The 22,768-nt window shown below is 55.2% G+C and carries 19 protein-coding genes; 11 read left to right on the top strand and 8 right to left on the bottom strand.

The window, feature by feature from the left end; genetic code table 11:
* Positions 1-88 precede the first annotated feature (88 nt).
* Genes H573_RS0102345 through H573_RS0102335 form a run of 3 tightly spaced genes read right to left on the bottom strand, consistent with a single transcriptional unit; the run spans position 89 to position 2,887 of the window.
* Positions 89-1,456 (bottom strand): NAD(P)(+) transhydrogenase (Re/Si-specific) subunit beta, encoded by a 1,368-nt coding sequence (locus H573_RS0102345; RefSeq protein WP_027872859.1) that lies wholly within the window; start codon positions 1,454-1,456, stop codon positions 89-91.
* A 3-nt stretch (positions 1,457-1,459) separates the two neighbouring features.
* Positions 1,460-1,744: an NAD(P) transhydrogenase subunit alpha part 2 gene (locus H573_RS0102340; RefSeq protein WP_027872858.1), complete on the bottom strand. Its 285-nt coding sequence runs from the start codon at positions 1,742-1,744 to the stop codon at positions 1,460-1,462.
* Between the two features lie 9 nt (positions 1,745-1,753).
* Positions 1,754-2,887, bottom strand: a complete 1,134-nt coding sequence (locus H573_RS0102335) for an NAD(P) transhydrogenase subunit alpha (RefSeq protein WP_027872857.1) — start codon at positions 2,885-2,887, stop codon at positions 1,754-1,756.
* Positions 2,888-3,247: 360 nt separating this feature from the next.
* Between H573_RS0102335 and H573_RS18770 the strand changes: the two genes are divergently transcribed.
* Complete coding sequence (locus H573_RS18770) at positions 3,248-5,632, top strand: CHASE domain-containing protein (RefSeq protein ID WP_027872856.1); 2,385 nt, start codon at positions 3,248-3,250, stop codon at positions 5,630-5,632.
* 20 nt (positions 5,633-5,652) lie between these two features.
* Here the strand turns inward: H573_RS18770 and H573_RS18765 are convergent, their stop codons facing one another.
* Complete coding sequence (locus H573_RS18765; protein ID WP_051170885.1) at positions 5,653-6,276, bottom strand: TetR family transcriptional regulator; 624 nt, start codon at positions 6,274-6,276, stop codon at positions 5,653-5,655.
* A 112-nt stretch (positions 6,277-6,388) separates the two neighbouring features.
* On the opposite strand from H573_RS18765, the gene H573_RS16725 reads away from it, so the two are divergent.
* Both H573_RS16725 and H573_RS0102315 read left to right on the top strand, forming a co-directional pair.
* Positions 6,389-7,639 (top strand): efflux RND transporter periplasmic adaptor subunit, encoded by a 1,251-nt coding sequence (locus H573_RS16725; protein WP_051170883.1) that lies wholly within the window; start codon positions 6,389-6,391, stop codon positions 7,637-7,639.
* Positions 7,636-10,758 carry an efflux RND transporter permease subunit gene (locus H573_RS0102315; protein ID WP_027872855.1) on the top strand — a complete coding sequence of 1,041 codons (3,123 nt, stop codon included), beginning with the start codon at positions 7,636-7,638 and terminating at the stop codon, positions 10,756-10,758. The genes H573_RS16725 and H573_RS0102315 overlap by 4 nt, the downstream gene beginning before the upstream one ends.
* 14 nt (positions 10,759-10,772) lie before the next feature.
* Here H573_RS0102315 and H573_RS0102310 read toward each other — a convergent pair whose 3' ends face one another.
* The 3 genes from H573_RS0102310 to H573_RS16720 all read right to left on the bottom strand — a co-directional run bounded on the left by H573_RS0102310 (position 10,773) and on the right by H573_RS16720 (position 13,184).
* Positions 10,773-11,186, bottom strand: coding sequence for a pyridoxamine 5'-phosphate oxidase family protein (locus H573_RS0102310; protein ID WP_027872854.1), 414 nt, complete (start codon positions 11,184-11,186; stop codon positions 10,773-10,775).
* Between the two features lie 29 nt (positions 11,187-11,215).
* Positions 11,216-12,076: a CvfB family protein gene (locus H573_RS0102305; RefSeq protein WP_027872853.1), complete on the bottom strand. Its 861-nt coding sequence runs from the start codon at positions 12,074-12,076 to the stop codon at positions 11,216-11,218.
* 88 nt (positions 12,077-12,164) lie between these two features.
* A complete protein-coding gene (locus H573_RS16720) occupies positions 12,165-13,184 on the bottom strand; it encodes a GlxA family transcriptional regulator (protein ID WP_036255468.1) in 1,020 nt (339 codons plus the stop codon).
* Between the two features lie 121 nt (positions 13,185-13,305).
* Between H573_RS16720 and H573_RS0102295 the strand changes: the two genes are divergently transcribed.
* The 8 genes from H573_RS0102295 to H573_RS0102260 all read left to right on the top strand — a co-directional run bounded on the left by H573_RS0102295 (position 13,306) and on the right by H573_RS0102260 (position 21,781).
* Complete coding sequence (locus tag H573_RS0102295) at positions 13,306-15,186, top strand: beta-ketoacyl synthase (RefSeq protein WP_027872852.1); 1,881 nt, start codon at positions 13,306-13,308, stop codon at positions 15,184-15,186.
* 114 nt (positions 15,187-15,300) lie between these two features.
* Positions 15,301-15,723 carry a PilZ domain-containing protein gene (locus H573_RS0102290; RefSeq protein ID WP_027872851.1) on the top strand — a complete coding sequence of 141 codons (423 nt, stop codon included), beginning with the start codon at positions 15,301-15,303 and terminating at the stop codon, positions 15,721-15,723.
* A 137-nt stretch (positions 15,724-15,860) separates the two neighbouring features.
* Positions 15,861-16,373 carry an SRPBCC family protein gene (locus H573_RS16715; RefSeq protein ID WP_051170878.1) on the top strand — a complete coding sequence of 171 codons (513 nt, stop codon included), beginning with the start codon at positions 15,861-15,863 and terminating at the stop codon, positions 16,371-16,373.
* The gene (locus H573_RS0102280; RefSeq protein WP_027872850.1) at positions 16,373-16,936 is read left to right on the top strand and encodes a nitroreductase family protein; all 564 of its coding nucleotides are present in this window, start codon (positions 16,373-16,375) and stop codon (positions 16,934-16,936) included. The genes H573_RS16715 and H573_RS0102280 overlap by 1 nt, the downstream gene beginning before the upstream one ends.
* The gene (locus tag H573_RS0102275) at positions 16,933-17,763 is read left to right on the top strand and encodes a crotonase/enoyl-CoA hydratase family protein (RefSeq protein ID WP_051170877.1); all 831 of its coding nucleotides are present in this window, start codon (positions 16,933-16,935) and stop codon (positions 17,761-17,763) included. Before H573_RS0102280 ends, H573_RS0102275 begins: the two co-directional genes overlap by 4 nt.
* 126 nt (positions 17,764-17,889) lie before the next feature.
* Positions 17,890-18,465: a lysophospholipid acyltransferase family protein gene (locus tag H573_RS0102270; protein ID WP_027872848.1), complete on the top strand. Its 576-nt coding sequence runs from the start codon at positions 17,890-17,892 to the stop codon at positions 18,463-18,465.
* 65 nt (positions 18,466-18,530) lie between these two features.
* A complete protein-coding gene (locus tag H573_RS0102265) occupies positions 18,531-20,687 on the top strand; it encodes a PQQ-dependent dehydrogenase, methanol/ethanol family (protein WP_027872847.1) in 2,157 nt (718 codons plus the stop codon).
* A 74-nt stretch (positions 20,688-20,761) separates the two neighbouring features.
* Positions 20,762-21,781 (top strand): medium chain dehydrogenase/reductase family protein, encoded by a 1,020-nt coding sequence (locus H573_RS0102260; protein WP_027872846.1) that lies wholly within the window; start codon positions 20,762-20,764, stop codon positions 21,779-21,781.
* 465 nt (positions 21,782-22,246) lie between these two features.
* Here the strand turns inward: H573_RS0102260 and queD are convergent, their stop codons facing one another.
* Positions 22,247-22,612, bottom strand: a complete 366-nt coding sequence (gene queD / locus H573_RS0102255; RefSeq protein WP_027872845.1) for a 6-carboxytetrahydropterin synthase QueD — start codon at positions 22,610-22,612, stop codon at positions 22,247-22,249.
* Between the last annotated feature and the right edge of the window lie 156 nt (positions 22,613-22,768).

The raw sequence follows: 22,768 nt of genomic DNA, 5'->3' as shown, positions 1-22,768 counted from the left end.
GCTAGTTCGCGATTATTGCGCTGGTGGTAATGAGGGTAAAAAAAAGGGCGACTGCTAAGCAGTCGCCCTTTTTTCATTGCCTCAGAACTTAGCTGAACGCTTTGATGATATTGCTTAGCATTTCCTTGGCGTCGCCGAACAACATCCGCGTGTTCTCTTTGAAGAACAGTGGGTTGTCGATGCCGGCAAAACCGGAAGCCATAGAACGCTTCATAACGAATACGTTGCGCGCCATGTCGACGTTGATAACAGGCATGCCGTAAATCGGGCTACCTTCCATCTCGCGGGCGGCGGGGTTAACCACGTCATTAGCACCGATAACGATGGCAACATCGAAAGTTTCCATGCGTGGGTTCACGGCGTCCATTTCCAGCAGCAAGTCGTAAGAGACATCCGCTTCGGCCAGCAGCACGTTCATGTGGCCAGGCATACGGCCGGCAACCGGGTGAATGGCGTAAACCACTTCCGCGCCGTTCTTTTCCAAGATTTCTTGAAGCTCTTTAACCACGTGCTGTGCCTGGGCAACGGCCATACCGTAACCGGGAACAATCACCACGCTAGAAGCGGCTTCCAGAACGTAGTAGGCATCGTCTGCTGACATGGCCTTGGCTTCGCCTTCAATTTTGGCAGCGCCACCACCACCTGCAACAGCACTGAAGCCGCTGAACAATACATTGCTCAGTGAACGGTTCATGGCTTTACACATGATTTGAGTCAGGATGATACCACTTGCGCCAACCAGCGAACCGGCGACGATCAGGATGATGTTGTTGATCGCGAAACCCGCGGCACAGGCTGCAAGGCCTGAGTAGCTGTTAAGCAGGGAGATAACCACTGGCATATCGGCACCGCCGATGGGGATTACCAGCATGACACCCAGCAAACACGACAGGCCGATTACCAAGTAGAGGTAAAGGCTTACGTCGGGATTCATAGCAAACAATACTGAGCAAGCAATGATGGCAATAATCAGCGCGATGTTGAAAAAGCGCTGGCCAGCAAATACCAGTGGACGCCCAGGCATTCTCTCGCTCAGCTTGCCGTAGGCAATCAAAGAGCCAGTGAAAGTGATGCCACCGATCAGGATCGACAGAACGATCGTGACCATTTGGAAGGTGCTAGCGTCCATGCCGTACAGAGCGGCCCAGCCAACCAGCAAACTGGCGATACCGCCAAAGCCGTTAAACAGAGCAACCATCTCAGGCATTGACGTCATGGCGACAGAGCGCGCAACAACGGCGCCGATAATACCGCCAACCGCGATACCCACCGCGATCCACTTGTAATCGATAATGCTTTGGTCGAGCAAGGTGACGACCACAGCGATAAACATACCTACCGCTGATACAAAGTTACCTTTACGTGCTGTGGCGGGTGAGCCCAGCATTTTAAGGCCAAAAATAAACAGTACGGCCGCTGCCACATAGGACAGATTGACCAGCAATTCAGTACCCATGGTTTATGCGTCCTCTTTTTTCTTAAACATGGCCAGCATACGGTCGGTAACCATATAGCCGCCGATAACGTTGATGGTGGCAAACGCGACAGCGGCAGTACCAAGAACGGTTGCCAGCTGGGTGTGCTCGGCACCTGCCGAGGTCAGTGCACCGACCAGGGTGATCCCAGAAATAGCGTTTGAGCCCGACATCAGCGGAGTGTGCAGCGTTGCGGGTACTTTGTTGATCAGCTCGAAGCCGAGAAATATCGACAGCATCAAGATGAAAGCAAGAAATACAATTTCCATCTTTGTCTCCTACTTAATCAGGTTTTTGATGGTGTCGTTAACGATTTCGCCGCTATGAGTGATTACACAGCCTTGCAGAATGTCGTTTTCGAAGTCGATAACCATCGCTTGTTTTTCTTTATCCCAGCCTTCGTCAACCAAGTTGAAAAGGTTGGATGAGTACATTTGGCTGGCGTCGCGGCTAACGTAGTTAGCCCAGTTGCCGTTACCAATGATTGTTACGCCGTCCACTTCAACGGTTTCGCCGGCTACAGAGCCTTCGACGTTACCGCCGGTTTCCGCGGCCATATCGACAATCACGCTGCCGGGCTTCATGCCAGCAACCATGTCTTTGGTGACCAGTACAGGCGGCTTGCGACCGAATACCTGGGCAGTGGTAATAACGATGTCGGACTCGGCAATCTGTTTCTTCTGACCTTCGAGCTGCAGTTGACGCTGCTCTTCGGTGAGCTCGACAGCATAACCATCTTTGGTTTGCCCGGTTTCACCGAGGTCGATTTCGAGGAACTTGCCGCCCAGCGAACGAACCTGCTCAGCAACGACGTCGCGGGTATCAAAGGCAACGACTTTGGCGCCCAGGCGTTTTGCAGTGGCAATAGCTTGCAGACCGGCAACACCGGCACCGATGATGAATACGGTAGCGGGCTTCAATGTACCGGCTGGCGTCATCATCATTGGCAGGATACGTGGCAGTTTAGTGGTTGCCAGCAGCACCATCACATAACCAGCCAGGCTGGCCTGCGAGCTGAGCGCGTCCATTTTTTGTGAGCGCGTGCTGCGTGGAATCATCTCCATGCTGATCGCCGTCACTTGCTGGTCGCGGAAGGCCTTAATCAGCTCGTGCTCGTTGAAAGGGTCCAGGTAGCTGACGTGAATGCAGCCGGCTTTGAGTTGCTTGATTTCTTCAATAGAGGGCTTGCTAATGCGCAAGACGACGTCTGCTGAAGAGAGTACCGCATTGCGGTCTGCGACAACGGTTGCGCCGGCATCGACGTATTCCTGATCGCTAAAACCGCTGCCCAAGCCGAGCCCCGCTTCAATCTGAACTGCGGCTCCCGCGCGGACCAATTTCTTGGCATCGCTCGGAATGATCGCAACTCGATTCTCCCCAGAGGCGAGTTCTTTTGGAATTCCTAAGAGCATCTTTAAAGATCCATTGTTGATTTTGGTTTGGTGTTGCGTTTTGTAAAAGCGGCATAGCATATTACATTGAGCGCCAAGAAGCGATAAAACCGCGGTGCGCTAATTTAAGCTAATTACTTCAATTTGTTATAAATTTTCGTTATGGCCTAATTCATTTGGCTGATGGCATCGATCCTCGATGTCGATACTCCCGAGGGCGTCTTAGGCGAATTTACCTATTAGTTCGCCGGGGGCTTTTCTCTAGACTACTGTTGAACTAACGGTTTGTGGTGGGCGATAGCTCGGTGACAGCGGTATTGTCGAGTGCGCGGTAGAAGGAAGGTTAATCATGCGTCTGAGCGCTCAACGTGCAGACATCTAATGCAGATATCTAAAGCGTCGCTGCAAGTCTTCGTGCTCACGGCGCTCAGCTATTTTCTAGTTGGGCGTTTGGCATTGTTGCTGGCGATCCCCCCTGGGTATGCCACGGCGATTTGGCCCTCGGCGGGTATTGCGCTGGCGGTGATACTCCTGCACGGCTACCGGTTTTGGCCTGCCATCGCGCTGGGTTCTTTTGCGGTTAATAGCTACGGAGCTTTGACCTGGGGGGAGGGGGTAGTGGCGTGGGCAGCGTCCGCCCAGCTGCCTTTTATTATCGCGTTGGGTGCCGCCTTGCAGGCGGTGGTGTCGGTGTATTTGTTGCGGCGCTTCATTGGCTACCCCATCACCTTGGATACCAGTGGCGATGTGCTGAAGTTTATTGTGCTGGTGTGCGGCGGTGGCAGTATGCTCAACGCCAGTGTGGGGACTGCTGCGCTGTGGCAGGCTGGCGCGCTGGCGGCAGGAAACATCCCTTACAATTGGTTCACCTGGTGGGTGGGGGATGGTCTTGGGGTGATGTTGGTCGCCCCGTTGATTTTTGTCTACCGAGCTCAACCCAGGGGAATTTGGCAGAGTCGAAACCGCGTATTGCCATGGGTCCTGTTGCTCGCATCTGTTGTCATTGTTCTTCTATACGTGTTCGCTAGCCGTTGGGAATTGTCTCGCCAGGAGATGGCCTTTGAGCGCCACGCGGGGCAGTTGTATCAGCGCAGCGATGCCGTACTGAATAGTTACTTTGAGAGCCTTTACGCGGCGCAGGCGTTCTTTGCGTCATCATCTGAGGTGTCGCCGGAGGACTTTAGGCGTTTTGTTCAGGGAGCCTTGCAGCGCAATCCCGGCTTCCAGGGCATCGCCTGGAATCGTGTAATAGCCCATGCGGAGCGAGGTGAGCTAGAGCGCATAATGAGCCAGGAGTTGGGCGAACCTGTGGTGTTTACAGAGGTCGATCGCAACGGTACACGGATGCGGGCGTCGAACCGCGAAAGTTACGTGGTGATCCGCTATATACAACCACTAAGCAATAATCGCCGTGCCTATGGCTACGATATCAGTTCTAACCCGGTTGCTCGCAATGCATTAATGAAGGCGGCTACCAGTGGTGAGGCCTCAGCGACAGCGCCAATGCGCTTGATACAAGAGCGGGGGCAACAACTGGGCGAGGTTGTTTACTTCCCCGTGATAAAAGGCGGGGCGTTGGAGGGCTATGTTGCCGGTGTGTTTCGCCTGGGGGATCTGATGTCTGCGGCTCTCCAGGGCGAGAGCTTGCAGGGTATTTCCCTGCGTTTATTAAGTGATGAGAGCGAGCCCCAGCTTCTTTTTGCCGCAGATGGCCGCGAGAGTGATGGCAAAGGTGAGATATTTCGGCGTGTGTGGGAGCTGGGGTTTGCCGATCAAACCTGGCGTCTAGAGATCAGTGGGAATCAGCAATTCTTGGTCGATAGTCGTTCGGTGATGCCCTGGGGGGTATTGGCCACCGGATTGTTGTTTGTCGGATTGTTGGGGATGTCGCTGCTGGTATTGACCGGGGCAAAGTATCACTCCGATGAATCCGGGCGCGAGTTGGCTGAAACCGTCAAACAATTGCGCGATGCGCAAGGGCAGTTGGTCGAGGCAGAAAAACTGGCCGCGCTGGGCGGAATGGTTGCCGGTTTTGCCCATGAATTGAATACCCCTATCGGTATTGCCATTACCGCGCAGTCCACGTTTAAGGCCGACCTGGAGCGACTTGAGGCCTTTACAGAACTGGTGCCTGACGAAGCGGACAAGCAGCGCCGCAATGCAATTCTGCTGCGTATGAATGAAGCGGCAACCATGGTGCTGGATAATCTACAGCGCGCCGGAAATTTGATAGGCAGTTTTAAGCAAGTGTCTGTGGATCAATCCTCTGAGGATCGCCGGCAAATTAACCCGCATGACTACCTTCACGATGTGTTGCTGCACCTCTCTCCGAGTTATCGTCGTGCAGGACACGACGTGAAATTCGAGTGCCCCCGCGACATCTATATCGAAACGGCCCCGGGCGGGTTGACCCAGGTTATCGTCAACTTAATGAACAATGCGCTGAGTCACGCGTTTGTTGCGGGGCAGCAGGGCAGAATTACCCTATCGGTGGTGCGCGCGGAAAAAACCGTTGTATTGCGATTCAGTGATGATGGTCAGGGGATGGCGGATGCCGTGCGAGAGCGTATCTTTGAACCGTTCTTTACTACCCGTCGCGGCTCCAATGCGGCGAGTGCTGGCCTCGGTTTGCATTTGGTTTACAGTATTGTTCGCCAACAACTCGGCGGTGAAATCACCGTTTCTTCCACCCCGGGTGAGGGCAGTGTTTTCACGATCAGCTTGCCAGTGAGTTTGGAGGCTGCGGTGCCCTCTGAGAACGCATAACAGGCCTCGGCGCGGCACATTTAAGCGTCGGCTCTCAGTCCTTCGAACAGCAGCTTGATCGACAAGCGAATATCCTCGAGTCCATTGGGGTAAAGCTCTGATGAGGACAGGTGTTGATGATAGATGCCCATAATGTGCGCGCGAATATAAAGTGCCAATTGGCGGGCGCTGCGATCCTTGCGCACAAGCTCGTGCTGCTGCGCGTAACTGATAATTTGCGTTAGCCGGGCGATATTTTGGTCCCGATTTCGAGTGAGCTGAGCGCTGACAACCGGCGATTCATTGCAGAGACTGTAGCGCATGGCGAAGCGGGTGATTTTTTCTGCTGCCGGCACTTCCAGTAAGCGTTGGTAAGAAAACACAAGGGTCTCTGCCAGTGCCTCTAGGGTCATTGTGCCCGAGGCCGCCTCTTTGAGCAGTGCTTGCATCGCCGTTTCAAGTGGGGTGCTCAGGCGATCGATGATTGCGCTAATCAATTCATCCTTATTTTTGAAGTGCCAGTAAATGGCCCCCCGTGTCACACCAACCGCCTTTGCCACATCGCTGAGTCGTGTGTTGTGAATGCCCTGTTCAGCAAACATCTGTTCGGCGGCGCCTAACAGGCTCTCTCGGGTGGCTTCCGCGTCTTCTTTAGAGCGTCTCATAGGTTCTGCATGCCATTGAAAATAACAGTTTTATAATTGCCGGGTACTTTACATACGTGCATGCATGTATGTAAAGTACCCGGCCTGATTGATTGGCTCGGAAGTCCCCTCTATGAACGCTCATGCGCCGCTGCTCGGCATCGGAAATTCACGCCATTTTCGCCACGTGCTGGTTGCCGTAGCAATGCTGTTGCTCGTTGTTGGGTGCGATCAAGCGCCGCCGCCAGCGCCAGAGGAGCGCGCGCAGCCAGTGAAGACGGTCGTTTTGAAAGCCGAGGATGTCCCTGTTGGGGGGCAATACCCGGGCAGTATGGAAAGCTCGAAAGAGGTTCAGGTTCGCGCGCGAGTGGAGGGTATCTTATTGCACCGGCGCTATACCGAGGGCGCGCGGGTCGAGGCGGGCCAATTACTGTACGAAATTGATGCGGCACCTTTTGAAGTTGCCCTGAGCCGTAGCCGTGCTCAGCTGGCGAACGCGCGAGCCAGTTTGTCGTCGGCCGAGCGCCGTTGGCGGCGTGCCAGCGAGCTGATTCAAAGCAACGCCATTAGTCAGCGCGATAGGGACGATGCCGAGTCCGGGCTGGAGCAGGCCCGGGCAGCAGTGCAGCTGGCAGAGGCCGAAGTGCGCGCTGCGCAGATCAATTTAGACTATTGCAAGGTGAGGGCACCAATATCAGGCATGACCAGTCGTGAGCGGGTTTCCGAGGGCTCGCTGGTCGGCCCGAATAATAGCCTGCTCACTACCATTACCCAGTTAGACCCGCTGTGGGTAAACATTTCCCTGCCAGATGAAATGGTGCTGCTACTGCGGCGTATGCTCAAGGATGGTGAGTTGAGCTACGACGAGAGCCAGCGCGCCGTGCTGATAGAGACGGCCGGTAACCAACAGCACCCACACCTGGGGCATATCGATTTTAGCGACAGCACCATTGATCGGCGTACGGGTACTGTGCAGTTTCGCGCGACCGTGGCCAACCCTGACGGCAGCTTGCTGCCTGGACAATTTGTAAGGGTGCGATTGCAGGGTTTGTACAGCCGTAATGCCTTGGTGCTGCCTGAACGGGCCGTGCTGCAAAACGCGAAGGGCAGCTTCGTTTATGTAGTGGATGCGCAGCAACGCGCCGAGGTAAGGCAGGTGCGACTCGGTTTGGAAGTGGATGGCGGGCGTATTATCGATGCCGGCTTAAAGGTGGGGGAGGAAGTGGTGGTAGAGGGCTTGGTGCGTGTGCGACCGTCATCGTTACTGGCGCCGCAGCGAATAGCGTTAACGCACAATTACGGCCCCAAGCCCAACTTTGCAGACCAACCCGTCCGCTTGAAAGTGGGGGCACTGTCTCAGCCAGCCAGTGAGGTCGTGCAATGAGTGCGCGTTTTTTTATCGAACGGCCGGTATTGTCGATTGTTCTGTCACTGCTAATTTTGATCGCAGGTGCCACCGCGGTCGGTCAGTTGCCGATCTCGCTATACCCACAAATCCTGCCACCACAGATCGTTGTTACCGCCGCCTATCCCGGGGCGAATGCGGAAACCCTGGCTGAGACCGTTGCGGCCCCGTTGGAGCAAGAGCTGAACGGGGTGGAAGGGATGTTGTACATGAATACCCAAGCCTCCGCGGCGGGGCGGGTCAGTATCAATATCACCTTCGCGACGGGCACCGACCCAGACCAGGCCGCTATTGATGTGAGCAATCGTGTGGCGGTCGCAGAAAACCGCCTTCCCGAGGCCGTAAAGCGTTTGGGGATCACGGTAGATAAACGCTCGACCGATATCCTGATGATTTTTTCGCTGTCGTCGGAATTGCCCCAGTACGATGCCATCTATTTAAGCAACTATGCGCTACTCAATGTTATCGATGAGCTGCGCCGCCTGCCGGGTATTGGCAGCGCGCGGTTGATGGGCGCGCGCGACTATTCCATGCGTATTTGGCTTCAGCCTGACCGACTGGCTGAGTTGGGCCTGACACCGGCAGACGTCGCCAGAGCTATTCGCGAGCAAAATGCCAATTTTGCGGCGGGCAGTTTTGGCGCAGAGCCAGTGTCCAGCGATCAACCCTTTACCTATGCCGTGAGCACGCAAGGACGGCTGGCGACGGTAGAAGAGTTTGAAAACATCATTATTCGCGCCGAGCCGAATTCTGCCAGTCTGCATTTGGGGGACATTGCCAGGGTTGAGCTAGGCGCGAAAGATTACTCGTTTCGCGGCAGTTTTAACGGCGAACCGGCGGTCCCCGTGGCGATGTATCTACGCCCGGGTGCCAATGCCCTGGAAACCGCCAAAGCCGCTCAGCAAGTGATGGCCAAGGTTAAAGAAAACGCACCAGATGGTGTGGATATAGAACTGGCTTTTGACGCGACGGTATTTGTAGAGCATTCGATCAAGGAAGTGGTTGCCACGTTTTTCGAGGCATTGCTGCTGGTGATCCTGGTGATGTTTTTGTTCCTGCAAAATGTGCGCGCCACTTTCATTCCACTGTTGGCGATTCCCGTATCGATCGTGGGAACCTTCGCCGGGCTGTATATTCTTGGCTACTCGATCAACCTGCTAACGCTGTTCGGCTTGATCCTGGCCATCGGTATTGTTGTTGACGACGCGATCATCGTGATTGAAAACGTCGAGCGTATTATGGCCGAGCAAAAATGCTCAGCCATGGACGCCGTGCGCCAAGCGATGGAAGAGGTCAGCGGCCCTCTGGTGGCCATCGTGTTAGTGCTATCTGCGGTGTTCCTGCCGGTGATTTTTGTCGACGGTTTAACGGGGGAAATGTACCGGCAGTTTGCCGTGGCGATCACGGTGTCGGTGGTGCTCTCCGGGATTGTGGCGCTCACCCTGACCCCGGCACTTTGCGCGCTAATGTTAAAGCAACACGTTCATAGCGAAGAGCCACGTCACGGTTTCCTTGCCGGCTTTGAGCGCGCCTTTGACTGGCTGCGCGAGCTATATATTCGTATTACCGCCAGTTTTCTGCGCCATCGCTGGCGGGCGTCTGGCCTGTTTGTCCTGCTTGTGGCGGTCACGTTGTTGGTCTTCTCACGTATGCCAGCGGGCTTGGTGCCCGCCGAAGATCAGGGCTATGTCATGATGGCCTACAGCACACCTCCGGCGGCTTCTCTGTCGCGTACCAGTGCAGTGGCAGACGCGATGGCTACGCGCGTTCTGGATCAGCCGGGGGTCAAGTCCATCATGACCTTCTCCGGCTTCGATATTCTCGCCTCCACCTTGAAGACGAATGCCGCAGCGTCTTTCATTATGTTTGACGACTGGTCCGAGCGAGAGCAGCCGGGCCAGGACGCTATTTCCCAAGCCCGCGCCATACCGGCTTTAGGTGCTGACCTGCTCGATGGGCGAATGATGGCATTCAATCCGCCGCCCATAATCGGCTTGAGCAGCACCGGCGGCTTTGAGTTTTACCTGCAAAATCGGGGCGACGGCAGCCTGCAAGACTTAAATACCGCCGTTTGGCGCTTGGTGGCGGCGGCGAACCAGCAGCCGGAGTTGAGCCGCGTATACAGCACATTCCAAATGGATACGCCGCAGTACAAGCTCACGCTGGACCGGGAAAAAGCTATGAGTCTGGGCGTTCCTGTTGCCGATGTATTCAGCACGATGCAGGCGACCTTTGGCAGTTTGTACGTGAATGACTTCACGCTATTCGGGCGCAGCTTTCAGGTGAATTTGCAGTCTGAAGAAGAATTTCGGCAGTCCCCGGACGACTTGGGGAAGGTCTTTGTGCGCTCGCAGGAAGGCAGCTTGATTCCATTGGGCTCGCTATTAACCGTAGAGCGGGTAGTGGGCCCCGATGCGGTCACCCGTTTCAACGGCTTTAATGCGGCCAAGGTACTGGGGTCGGCGGCGCCTGGTTACAGCTCTGGTGAGGCCATTGCGGCGCTAGAGCGCGTTGCTGCAGAGGCGCTCGGCCGAGACTTCAACATCGGCTGGGTAGGCAGCGCCTACCAAGAAAAGTCGTCGAGCGGTAATTCCAGCAAGGCCTTCATCCTGGCGATTGTGATCGTCTTTCTCATTTTGGCGGCGCAGTACGAACGCTGGTTGATGCCGACCGCGGTGGTGATGTCGGTGCCCTTTGCCTTGCTTGGGGCGGTACTTGCGGCATGGCTGCGCGGCCTGGATAACGATATTTACTTCCAGATCGGCATGGTGTGTTTGATTGGCTTGGCGAGTAAGAACGCCATCTTGATTGTTGAGTTTGCCATGCAGCAGCGCGACAAAGGTATGGCTATTGTGGATGCCGCAATGGAAGCGGTTCGCCTGCGTTTTCGTCCCATTGTTATGACCTCACTGGCCTTTACTCTGGGCTGCTTGCCGCTGGCACTGTCCAGTGGTGCCGGCGCTGCTAGTCGTATTGCGCTGGGGACTAGTGTGATTGGCGGTATGCTGATGGCCACTTTTGTGGCTACGGTCTTTGTGCCGTTGTTCTATGTGTTGATGGCCAGCTTGGGCGAGCGTTTGAAGCGCGGTGGTGAGTAATCGCACTTCGCGAGTTAGTCTGTCATGCGCGCGCTGAAATCCCAGCTGGAGAACGTTTTGGGGTGCAGACAGATAGCCACCTCATCTGCCTTGCGGCTGAGCAGCCAGTTGGCCAGGTCGTGGTTGCTATCGCCGAGATAGCGCTCGATTAGTGATGACAATACCTCGCCCTGGCTGTCGCTGGTCAGTTCGGCGACGGCCTTGCCCCTTACGCCGCGATAGGGAATGGAGTTCACCGCGACTTCAAAGCCGCAGTTAGGGTTGGCTTCCAGCAGCCGAATAATTTTTGACGAACGGTGGCTGGCGCAGTAGAAGCAGCCATTGCGATAGTAAAACCACAGCGAGCAAACCACCGGAAAACCATCGCTATCGATGGCGCTCAGGCGCAGGGGGATGGTGGCGGTCTCGACAAAGCTGGTGTCCTGCATGGGAAGTGTACCCTCTATACAATCGCGATTTATTCACCCTTGTTAAGGGTGATTCCGCGGTCGCTGATAATAATTTTTCGTTCTTTATATAGCCGGCTTAGGCCTTGCTTGAAGGCTTTTTTACTGACACCGAAAATACGCTTGATCGCCTCGGGTGGGCTTTTGTCACCGAGCGCGAGGAAGCCGTCATTGGCGTCTAGTTGCCGCAATATGAGTTCGGCGATATCCGGCGCGCGTTCCCGGGCTGGCTTGTTCAGCGTCAAATCCAGGCGCTGGTCCGGGCGGACGCGTTGTATCCATCCCGATAAACGTTCGCCGCGACGCAGTGGCTTATTCAGTTCACTGTCGTACAGAAGACCCCAGGCGCAATGGTTTACGACACATTTATAGCCTAACTCGGTTTTGCTCGCGACGTGAATGCTAACGCGGTCGCCGCTGCGTAGGCGCTGTTTAGCGTTATCGGGGAGATCGTGCAGACTGTCGGCAATATGTCTGTCCAGTCGCATTGTGGCGACCAGTCTGCCGCGCAGATCGGTGTATACCATTACCAGTACCGCCTGGCCCTCTCGCACGGTGCCAAGCTGTTCGCTGTGGGGGAGCAACAGCTCTTTATTCAGCCCCCAGTCCAGGAAGGCGCCCACCGTGGTGGTCGCGCTAACCCGCAGCAGCCCCACTTCATTGCACAACAGCTCGGGGCGTTGTTGAGAGGCGATCAAGCTGCCATCGTTGTCGTGCAGGACGAAAACCTCCAATACGTCGCCAACGCTACAATTCTGCGGGCTTTGGCGGGCATTGAGAAAAATATCGCCGAGTTGGCCGCCATCCAGATAGGTGCCGGCACTGGTAATGCGGCTGACGGTGAGTGTGTTCATGCGTCCAATAGCGGGCATGGTATTTCCTCGGCGGTTCAATGGATCGCGATTATGACGCTTGATAGAGGGCGTCGCCAGTGTTGTTCTGCTCTGTGTTGATGAGTGTTCAGTTGCCGCTATCGATGGCGAAGAGTTTGCGTCGCACGCTGCGGCGAAACTGCCCGGGCGTCATGGAATAGTACTGCCTGAATAGTTTGCCAAAGTAGCTGACGTCGCTATAGCCGCATAGTGGGCTGATATCCTCGATAGCCAAGTTGGTATTCTTGAGTAATTCTCGCGCGGCATCCAGCCTAAGCCGCTGTAAGTACTGCAGTGGTGACTGACCACAAGCGTGGTGAAAGCGGCGCTGAAAACTGCGCTGACTTAGCCCGCTGCGCTCAGCCAATTCTTTCATGTTGATCGTGTCGGCGAGGTGTCGATGCATCCAGCTTTGGGCCAGGGCGATAACTTCGTCGCCGTGTCGGGCGCTGTGCTCGCCCCGGTAGGCCTGGTTGGCGAAGGGCTGGCGGCTTTCTGGGGAAAATTGCTGTGTTGCCCGCTGCGCAATCTCCGGCCCCCAGTGTCGATCGATGAGGTGGATAATAAGGTCGGCGGCGCTATTCACGCTGCCGGTGCAGTACAGCGAGCCAGCCTGGGTGATTAAGTGGTCGCGCTGCATTTGAACATTGGGATAGCGTTGCTCGAAGTCGTCGAAATAGTGCCAGTGTGTGGTGGCCGGCCGGTTGTCGAGCAAACCGGCCTCGGCGAGAAAGTAGCTGGCGTTACCAACGGCGCAAATTTCGCAGCCGCGCAAGGCTAGCTGGCGGAGCCATTGCTGTACATCCCGGCGCTGGGGGCCACCGCGAAGCGGGTGGCGCCAGCGACTGGCAATAATCAAAATATCGGGCTGAGGCCAGTCGTTTAGCGGGCGCTTATCGCTCAATACCTCATCGACGTCCAGCTGAAATCCCCCGGAAACCCTGATAGGGGAGGGCTCCAGGCTAATCGTCGATAGTTTGGCAGGGGCGCTCTGCCGCCGGCTGCGAAATATATGGTTGCAGGACTGCAGGAGCTCCATCGGCAAGCAGAGACTGGTGGCTAGGGCGTGGTTAAAGCCGAGTAGGCTTATCTGTCGTTGGCTCTGCATAATGTTGACACTGTTGTCGTAAATACCATATTTAATGGCTAATATATCACTATGTCCATGGCATTGCCTGCGTACACTGCTGGCTAGGAAATTCGAGCAGTGTTGTTGAGGTGGTGTGTCAGTGAGTCATTTACCCGTGGTTGTCGGTTTTGGCGGCGTTAATCCTGCAGGGCGCAGTTCTTTTCATCACGGCTATCGCCGCCTGGTGCTTGACGCGCTGCCGCTGGCGGCGCAGCAGCGAACCCTGCAAAGCCTTGCTGCCTTGATGGGCGTGGATGACTGCATGCCAGAGGCGGAGCGCCGCCAGCATATACTGGCGCATACCCTGATTCGCAAAATCGAGTCCGCGGCTTTTGATGTCGAGCAGGTGGCCTGGAACAAGCGACTGCACCTAGAAGGGGGAGCGGGGCAGTTTGAGTTTGTGACATCCGCCAAGCAATTGCCCGAGCGCGTGCCTGAGGGTTGGGCGCTGCGTGATATCGGTGGCGGTAAGGTGGCGGTTACCCTCGACGGTGGACTGGATATGCTGTTGCCGACGCATCGCAAAATGGATGTTTCCAGTGCGGGGCAACTGCCAACGGGCTTTGACCCCAGCAATTACTATAATGCCCGCAACCATCCGCGGGGCTTGCAGTTATCAGTATTCGGGGCGTCCGATGCCCTGCAGTCGATTGGGATCGATTGGGATACGGTGCGTGCCAGTGTCCACCCTGACCAAATATCTGTGTACGCCAGCTCGGCAATGGCGCAGCTCGATGATGCGGGCTTTGGTGGCCTGCTGGCCGCGCGCGCAAACGGTGGCCGCGTTAGTTCGAAGCAGCTGGCACTGGGCTTAGCCGATATGCCCGCCGATTTTGTCAGCGCCTATGTGTTGGGGAATGTCGGCGGCACTGGGCCCAGCTTGGGAGCTTGTGCGACGTTTTTCTACAACCTGCGTCAGGCCGTGCAAGACATCCGCAGTGGTGCCGTGCGCGTTGCGGTGGTGGGGGCAGCAGAAGCGGGAATAGATCCGCGCGTGATGGACGGTTACGCCACCATGGGGGCCTTGGCCACGGATGCTGACTTGCTTAAGTTGGATGCCGGTTCAGCGCGTAGCGAAGCGGATTATCGCAGGGCAAGTCGACCGTTCAGCAGCAACTGCGGATTTACCATTGCTGAGGCGAGTCAGTTCGTCGTGTTGTTTGACGACGCGCTGGCCCTTGAGTTGGGTGCACAGGTGCATGCCGCGGTGCCCGAGGTCTTTGTAAATGCCGATGGCTATAAAAAGTCCATTTCATCGCCGGGCGTGGGGAATTACCTCACTGTTGCCAAGGCAACCTCAGCGGCGGGGGCGATTATTGGCGAGCACGCGCTGAAGACGCGCTCATTCGTTCAGGCGCATGGCACCAGCACGCCGCAAAACCGTGTGAGTGAATCGCATATCCTTAACGAAACCGCCAAGGCCTTCGGGATTGAGCGCTGGCCTGTTGCCGCTATTAAAGCCTACCTGGGTCATAGTATCGGCGCGGCCTCCGGCGATCAGTTAGTCTCCAGCCTGGGGATATGGCGCGACAATATCCTGCCGGGTATCACCACCATTGACCATATTGCCGACGACGTGCAGCGCAGCAACCTGCACTTGCCCATGTCGCATCTCGAACTTGAAAAAGACAGCATGGATGCGGCAATTCTAAATGCCAAAGGCTTTGGTGGTAACAACGCCAGTGTGTGCCTGTTGTCGCCGCAATTCACTGAACGCTTATTGCGGGGGCGTCACGGCAGCCGCGCTTGGAAAGGCTACTGCGAGCGCCGAGAAGAGTCTGTCGCTCAAGCGAATGCCTATGATGAAGCGGCCCTTCGGGGTGAGCTGTCGGTGCGGTACCAGTTTGGTGAGGGGGTGCTTGAATCTGATGACCTGGATATACAGGCCGATAGTATCGGCATTGCCGGTTGGCTGAAGCGCGTGGAACTGCCCAATACATCGCCCTACACATCCTGGCTGGCCAGTGAGGATGCGCAGTAAGAATCGTTACCCCTCGGATATCGGCTAAATACCCTCCGGCAACTACGGATGCTGTTTTGCGTTTTTTTCTGGCCAACTGACGGTGTAGAAATCGTCAGATAAAGGGGGAGCATGATGCGAGAGTATTTACGCCACCCAAGTAATATTCCGGTTGATGTCGAAGTTGTCGAAGAGCCGGGCGTTTGTCTTGCTCAAGCTTGCGATGTCAGTGTTGCGGGCCTGTGTTGCCAGGTGGAAACGCCGGTAAAGCCTGGTTGTGATATTCGATTTCGCGTGCCGTCGCTATCGTTCGACTATATCGGCTTGGGCCGTGTGGTGTGGTGTCGCCGTCGTGGTCAACAGTACCAATTGGGTATTGAATTCTGCTCCGGGCGCGACGCCTACCGGGCTCGCATGGTGGAGCAGGTCTGTCAAATAGAGGCCTATCGCCAACAGGTCGCCGAAAATGAAGGACGCGTGCTTACTGGCGAAGAGGCTGCTGCTGAGTGGATAGAGCGTTTTGCGGCCGATTTCGATAAGCGCTTTGCCATGGGCTGAGAGCGTCCTCGCACCCTTTCCCTAAAAAACCCTCCTATCGCTAGATGTCGGCACATTTGTGTCGAGCAAGACAGAACGCGGGATTCATGATTGAATACTCGTCCCGTCAGGGGTGCGAGAATAGAGGACGAGAATACATGAATCACGAAGCGAGCTCTCGGGTGTTGATTAAACTGCCCAGAGATCGAGCCTGGGCGTTGCTGCAAGATCTGACGTTGGCCCATCACTATGTTCCCGGTGTGCTGCGCTGTGAGCTCCATGGTGAACAGCGGCACGGCGTCGGCGCTAGCCGTCGGGTATACCAAAAAATGGGCCGTTGGATGGATGAAACCGTTACCGAGTGGAGTGAAGGTAGCGGCTTTGTTATCCGTTTGCACCGCGAGCATAAAGGGCCTGCAGCGCCCTTTAAAAAAGCCCAGTTTCGCTATCGCCTGGAAGACGCCGGGCACGGCCAAACCGCGCTGACGACCAGTCTCATGTTTGATATGCGGTGGGGAGGCTTTGGGCGACTCCTATATCGTCGGCTGATGGCTGGCGCCTTTCGTGGAATCATCCGCACCATTAGTCTCAATATGAAAGCCTATTACGAATCCCAGGCTGACGAGCCGGCTAAACACGCTGATACTCAGGCAGTCGGAGAGGGGCAGTGATGGACGCGTTACAGTTGTTGCAACAGCGAAACTCTGCCAGCAAATTAGTTGAGCCAGCGCCGAGTGAAAATGAAATGGCCGACGTGTTTGCCGCGGCGGCCCGTGCCCCGGATCACGCCCGCCTGCGGCCATGGCGCTTCAGAGTGATTGAGGGTGATGCGCGCGCACGGCTTGGCGAGCTTTACGCCGATGCCGCCAAACGCCGAAACCCGGCACTTGGCGAAGCGGATTTGCAGCGCTTTCGCCGTCAACCGCTGCGTGCGCCAATGATTCTGGTGGTGTCAGCGCTTGTGCAAGCGCACCCAAAGGTGCCAAAAATTGAGCAATTACTTTCCGCTGGCTGCGCGGCACATGCGAGCTTGTTGGCGCTTGAGGCGCTGGGCTACGCGGCTATTTGGCGCACTGGCGATCACGCTTTCGACCCGCAGGTCATGGCTGGGCTGGGTATGCGAGAAAACGAAGAAGTTATTGGATTTTTATACGTCGGCAGTCGCGATGGCGCAGTCAAACCCTTGCCTGAATTGGCGCCGGACGAATTTGTTGAGAAGTGGACTGGACTATGAATATTGTTGAACCCCCCGTATATGAAACCCTGGCGCTGCGTATGGAGCAGCATGTGGCGTGGGTTGCGCTAAACCGCCCCGACAAAGCCAATGCGATGAATGAGGCTATGTGGAGTGAGCTTCAAGAATGCTTTGAGTGGTGTGATGGCGAGAGCAGCGTACGGGCTGTTGTATTGTGCGGCGAGGGCAAGAATTTCTGTGCGGGTATCGACCTGGGAATGTTTGCCGGTTTGGCTGAGGTCATGGCGAAGCAACCCGAGTTGGGTCGTCGCATCGAATGGTTTCGGCGCCATATCAAGTCGCTACAGGCCAATTTAACGGCCATTGAGCTGTGTCGAAAGCCGGTAATTGCGGCGATTCAGGGGAACTGTGTCGGCGGCGGTATCGATATGATCAGCGCCTGTGATATGCGCTTCTGTGCCGATAATGCACAGTTCTCTATCAAGGAAATCGATATTGGCATCGTCGCTGACGTAGGCACCTTGCAGCGTCTTCCCAAGCTCATTTCCCCGGGCCGTGTTAGCGAGTTGGCGCTGAGCGGTCGTAACGTGGGTGCGGCGGAAGCGGAGCGCATCGGACTGGTCAATACCGCCTACAACTCCTACGAGGAAATGATAGAGGCGGTATCAGAGCTGGCGCAGAGCATTGCTCGCAAGTCACCGTTGGCCGTGCGGGGCACCAAGGAAATGATCCGTTACAGCCGTGACCACAGTGTTGAAGATGCCTTGAACTATGTCGCCACATGGAATGCGGGAATGCTCAGCCAAGAGGATGCAATGCTGGCAATCTCAGCGGCAAACGGCGAGTCGCCTGATTTTAAAGACTAGTCAGCCAAGATTACTATTCGTTTAGGAAAGGGGGATTTTGCTCGACCGAGCTTGTTCCCCTTTCTTCTATTGGTAAACTACCTGTAACCTGCAGCGCCTTAGATGCTGCCTCGGTGATAATAATCAATGCAAAAAAATACGATTTTCAAGAGTGCGCTCATCCGCTTTTTCCTCCGGCCGTTTTTCAAGCTCACCACGCGTCTGTTGGGGTGGAAAATATTGGGTGAAAAGCCAGAGCACAAAAAATGCGTACTGATCGCGGTGCCACATACCAGTAATTGGGACTTTCCAACCATGATGGTAATTGCCTTCGTTCTGGGGCTGGATGTCCACTGGATGGGAAAACATACCCTGTTTCCCCGCGGCCCCCTCGGCGCCACTATGAAGTGGTTTGGTGGTATCGCCGTCGACCGTCGCAAAAAACACAACATGGTCGAGCAGATGGCTGAGGAATTCAGTCAGCGCGACGAGCTGATGTTGATTATTACCCCTGAGGGTACGCGCAGCGCGGTGAACCGCTGGAAAGGCGGCTTTTACCATATCGCTCAAGCCGCCGGTGTACCGGTGATCCTGGGTTATGTGGATAGCAACACAAAAACAATGGGCCTGGGCCCGGCGTTTTTCCCTACCGGGGATTACGATGCTGACTTGGCAGAAATTGCCAATTTTTATAAGGGAATGCGCGGGCTGAAAAAGCAGTAGACGCGAGCTTCACGGCCCCATTCTCGACATAAATCAATAATAAACGACAGTCACTGGGGCTCACTATGACAGATCGATATCGCTGGGCAGCGTTACTGCTGACCCTCGTTAGTATGGTAGTTGGTAGCTCGGCATTTGCCCTTACCGCCAAAGAGGTGGGTACCGCCGAGATCGCCAGCAATCCTCATGAAAACTGGCTCAGCTACGGCAAGGACTACCGAGAGCAGCGCTATAGCGAACTTGCGCAGATTAACCACGACAATGTCACCGATCTTGGGCTCGCTTGGTCTTTTGACACGGAATACAACCGGGGTTTGGAAGCAACGCCCATCATTGTTGATGGCGTGATGTACGTAACAGGCAACTGGAGTGTGGTCTACGCACTCGATGCGCGCAGTGGCGAGCTGCTGTGGAAGTACGACCCGAAAGTGCCTCGCGAGTGGGCAAAAATGGCCTGCTGCGATGTTGTTAACCGAGGTGTTGCCGTTTACGAAGGTAAAGTCTTCGTAGGCAGTCTCGATGCGCGCTTGATCGCCTTAGACGCTGCCAGAGGCGAGGTGATTTGGGAGGTGCAAAGCGCCGATATCAAGGCCTACCCCTACACCATTACCGGAGCGCCTCGCGTTGCGAAAGGCTTGGTATTTATTGGTAACGGCGGGGCTGAATATGGCGTGCGGGGATTTGTCAGCGCGTTTGATGCCGACACCGGTGAGTTGCGCTGGCGCTTTTATACCGTTCCCGGCAACCCCGCCGATGGCTTTGAAAACGATGCAATGCGCAAAGCTGCCGAGAGCTGGACGGGCAAGTGGTGGGAGTACGGCGGTGGTGGCACCGTGTGGGACAGCATTGTCTACGACGATGAGTTAGATCAGCTGTACATTGGTGTGGGTAACGGCTCCCCTTGGAATCACCGCGTTCGCAGCCCTGAAGGGGGTGACAACCTTTACCTCTCGTCCATAGTTGCCCTGGATCCCGACACTGGTGAATACCTCTGGCATTACCAAGAGACGCCTGCTGAAACATGGGACTACACGGCGACTCAGCACATCATGCTCGCCGATATGGAGGTGGATGGCGCCACGCGTAAAGTGATCTGGCACGCGCCGAAAAATGGCTTCTTCTTCGTGATTGATCGTGAGAATGGCCAATTACTCTCTGCTGAGCCCTATGCCGATGTGAATTGGGCAACGCATTACGATATGGCGACAGGGCGCCCAGTAGAAACCGACATTGCCCGCTACCCCGACGGCCCTGAATTGATCCGTCCCTCATCAATGGGGGCGCACAACTGGCAGCCAATGGCCTACAGCCCCGAGACGGGTTATGTGTATATCCCTGCGATCAGCAGCTTGTTCCAGTACGAGGACGTGCAGGACTACTTGCATCGCTGGGGTCAGTGGAATCTCGGTATCCCCTTGCAACAGCCGCCGCTGCCGGACCCAATTTTGGCGCAGTTAATGACCACCAAAATGACGCGTGGCTCGCTGCTGGCGTGGGATCCGGGAACCCAAACTGCGGCGTGGGAGCTGCCTCATAAGTTGACGTGGAACGGCGGATTATTGGCGACCGCAGGCGGGCTTGTCTTCCAGGGCACTGCCGAGGGCGAGGTGATTGCCGTCGATGCTAAAACCGGTGACAAACTGTGGACCTTCGATGCGAAAACCGGCGTTATGGCGCCGCCGGTCAGCTACCAACTAGACGGTGAGCAGTACGTAAGTATTTTGGTCGGATGGGGCGGTGCCTTCGGCTTGATTGCCGGTCTGGAAAGAGAACATGCGCCGCCGCCGAGCCGGGTGCTTACGTTCAAGCTCGGCGCCTCGGGTGTATTGCCCGACAATCCTGAAAAGCAACTTCACGAGCCGCCACCGAGACTGACCCACGACGAGGCAGTTTTAAACGAAGGCCGTGAACTCTATTACGCCTATTGCAGCGCGTGCCACGGCACAGAAGTTATTTCGAATGGCGCAATTCCTGATCTTCGTCACTTGCCCCGAGCATTTCATGACAATTTCAATGCCATAGTGCTTGATGGGGTAATGAGTAAGCTCGGGATGGTCGGCTTTGGCGATGTACTCAACGAGGAGCAGGCCTACGCCGTTCACGCGTATATTCTTGAACAGGCAAATATCAATAAAGAACTGCGCGAGCAACCACAGTGGTGGCGCGATATTAAGGCCTGGTTCTTTTCTGGTTTGGCCTGGTTGGTTGGCTTACTGACCTAGCGTCGTATAGCAAGCCCTTATGAAGAGGCCGAATGGCCTCTTTTTAGTTTGAGTGACAGCACAGGAGAAAAGGCATGTATCGGCGAGTGGAATTAACAGCTTTTGGCGGCCCGGAGAAACTGGCCATCAAAAGGGAGGCTGCATTACCCGAGCCCGGCGTAGGCGAATTGCGTGTGAAAGTGCTGGCTGCTGGCACCGGCTTTACAGACACCATTATTCGCCAAGGGCAGTACGTTGGCGTGAAAGAGAAGCCGCCCTTTACACCGGGTTACGACTGGTTCGGTGTTGTTGATGCCGTTGGTGAAGGGGTTAGCGACTTTTCGGTCGGCGATGCGGTGGCGGATATGCCTGTGATTGGCGGCTACACCGAGTATCTCTGTGTGCCTGCAAGCCAAGTCGTGCCCGCGCCGCCTAATTTAGATGCGGCGTCGGCGGTGTGTATGATCCTGTCATATACCACGGCCTACCAAATGCTGACCCGCGAGGCCAATATGCGCGAGGGGCAGAGCTGCCTTATTCACGCTGCCGGTGGTGCTGTGGGCACGGCATTATTGGAGCTGGGGCGCCATATGGGGCTAAAAATGTACGGCACCGGCTCTGCGTCTAAAAAAGAGGTGATTGAGCGTTTTGGAGCAACCCATATTGATTATCGCAGCAGTGACTTTGAGGCCGAGATAAAGCGTTTAACCGGTGGCGAAGGCGTCGATGCGGTCTTTGACACCATTGGCGGCAAAAACTGGTCGCGTTCATATCGCTGTCTTAAGTCGGGGGGATGCCTGGTGGGCTTTGGCGCCCTGCAACTGACAACGGGGGAGGAGAGCGTGCCTAGTGTGATATTTGGCTTTGCCAAATTGTTAGGCCTGTGGAAGTTGCTGCCCGATGGCAAGAAAACCCGGTTCTACAATATCCAAACGCGTCGTGAGAAGCAGCCAGAGGATTTTATTGCCGATGTAAAAGCCTTGTTTGCCATGTTGGCTGCGGGAGAGCTACAACCTGTTATTGCTGAGCGCGCACGCTTAGATGACATTATTGAGATTCATCAGCGTCTTGACCGGGGCGAAATTGCCGGAAAAGTCGTGCTCGAAATGGCTTGATCTTACCTATATCTCCGCCGAGGCCCCTGCCGCCTCGGCTTATCCGTATTTATCCTTACTTGCGCCGCCCATATAACAAATTTGTTGAATAAATTTGAGGCGCGCGATTGTGTCTAACGTATTCCCTATGGTAACGCTTGAAGTTTTGCACTGAGGTTACCAGTTTTCCACATAATCTGTGGATAAGTTGGTGGGTAAGTTGTCAGTTTGTGGCGCTAAGTACGATGGAATCGGCCTTGTAACAAATTGTTCAAAATTTAGCCATTATTACAAAAGTCAATTAAAACAGTAGGTTGTGGCGTTTTCGTGATTTTTTGTATGACTTTTGAGCGCTAAGCATGCCACATTTGCTATCGCAGCCCTAACTGTGAATAAGTGTTACGTCAATAGTTGATTTATGTAACGTGTTACCAAACGCCACCATGTTGCAGTGTGGCGCACGGTAATGCTCATCGGTGGTGCGTTTCAGTGCGCGGTGGGCCCTGCATAACTGCAGCCGCTGGTGCAGGTTTCACGCATTTCGACCCGAAGTAGCGCAGGTAATTGCGGCTTGAGCTTCTGCCAAATCCAGATCGCCAAGTTTTCACTTGTCGGATTCTCTAGGCCGGGGATGTCGTTGAGATAGTAGTGATCCAATTGGTCGATAATCGGCTTAACGGCAGCTTTGATATCACCGAAGTCCATAATCCACCCGGTGTGGCTATCAGGTTCCCCGCCGACCACTATGCGTAATAGAAAGCTGTGCCCATGCAGTCGTGCACATTTGTGCCCCTCGGGAACGTTGGGCAGGCGGTGAGCGGCTTCAAAAGTAAATTCTTTGAAAATTTCCACAGATTAATCTCTGGCTGAACGAGTGGGGCGGCTATGGTAATCAGCTGTGTATAAGCTGTACAGCATGCCGCTAAATCCAATTGTTCATTTGCTGTGCAGAATGAACAATTAATGAGCTTCCTTTTGTACGAAAAATAAGCGAAATCAGTTGGATAG

It is taken from the genome of Neomelitea salexigens DSM 19753 (assembly GCF_000422345.1).
GTDB lineage: Bacteria > Pseudomonadota > Gammaproteobacteria > Pseudomonadales > Spongiibacteraceae > Spongiibacter > Spongiibacter marinus_A.
The sequence above is the reverse complement of the archived record's forward strand: the minus strand, read 5'-3'. Positions and strand labels throughout refer to the sequence as shown.

Coding starts and splice junctions, on each gene's coding strand:
- H573_RS0102340 (WP_027872858.1), bottom strand. CDS start 1,744: ATGGAAATTGTATTTCTTGCTTTCATCTTGATGCTGTCGATATTTCTC.
- H573_RS0102315 (WP_027872855.1), top strand. CDS start 7,636: ATGAGTGCGCGTTTTTTTATCGAACGGCCGGTATTGTCGATTGTTCTG.
- H573_RS18765 (WP_051170885.1), bottom strand. CDS start 6,276: ATGAGACGCTCTAAAGAAGACGCGGAAGCCACCCGAGAGAGCCTGTTA.
- H573_RS16715 (WP_051170878.1), top strand. CDS start 15,861: ATGAATCACGAAGCGAGCTCTCGGGTGTTGATTAAACTGCCCAGAGAT.
- H573_RS18770 (WP_027872856.1), top strand. CDS start 3,248: ATGCAGATATCTAAAGCGTCGCTGCAAGTCTTCGTGCTCACGGCGCTC.
- H573_RS0102335 (WP_027872857.1), bottom strand. CDS start 2,887: ATGCTCTTAGGAATTCCAAAAGAACTCGCCTCTGGGGAGAATCGAGTT.
- H573_RS16725 (WP_051170883.1), top strand. CDS start 6,389: ATGAACGCTCATGCGCCGCTGCTCGGCATCGGAAATTCACGCCATTTT.
- H573_RS0102305 (WP_027872853.1), bottom strand. CDS start 12,076: ATGCCCGCTATTGGACGCATGAACACACTCACCGTCAGCCGCATTACC.
- H573_RS0102345 (WP_027872859.1), bottom strand. CDS start 1,456: ATGGGTACTGAATTGCTGGTCAATCTGTCCTATGTGGCAGCGGCCGTA.
- H573_RS0102290 (WP_027872851.1), top strand. CDS start 15,301: ATGCGAGAGTATTTACGCCACCCAAGTAATATTCCGGTTGATGTCGAA.
- H573_RS0102265 (WP_027872847.1), top strand. CDS start 18,531: ATGACAGATCGATATCGCTGGGCAGCGTTACTGCTGACCCTCGTTAGT.
- H573_RS0102275 (WP_051170877.1), top strand. CDS start 16,933: ATGAATATTGTTGAACCCCCCGTATATGAAACCCTGGCGCTGCGTATG.
- H573_RS0102310 (WP_027872854.1), bottom strand. CDS start 11,186: ATGCAGGACACCAGCTTTGTCGAGACCGCCACCATCCCCCTGCGCCTG.
- H573_RS16720 (WP_036255468.1), bottom strand. CDS start 13,184: ATGCAGAGCCAACGACAGATAAGCCTACTCGGCTTTAACCACGCCCTA.
- H573_RS0102270 (WP_027872848.1), top strand. CDS start 17,890: ATGCAAAAAAATACGATTTTCAAGAGTGCGCTCATCCGCTTTTTCCTC.
- H573_RS0102280 (WP_027872850.1), top strand. CDS start 16,373: ATGGACGCGTTACAGTTGTTGCAACAGCGAAACTCTGCCAGCAAATTA.
- H573_RS0102260 (WP_027872846.1), top strand. CDS start 20,762: ATGTATCGGCGAGTGGAATTAACAGCTTTTGGCGGCCCGGAGAAACTG.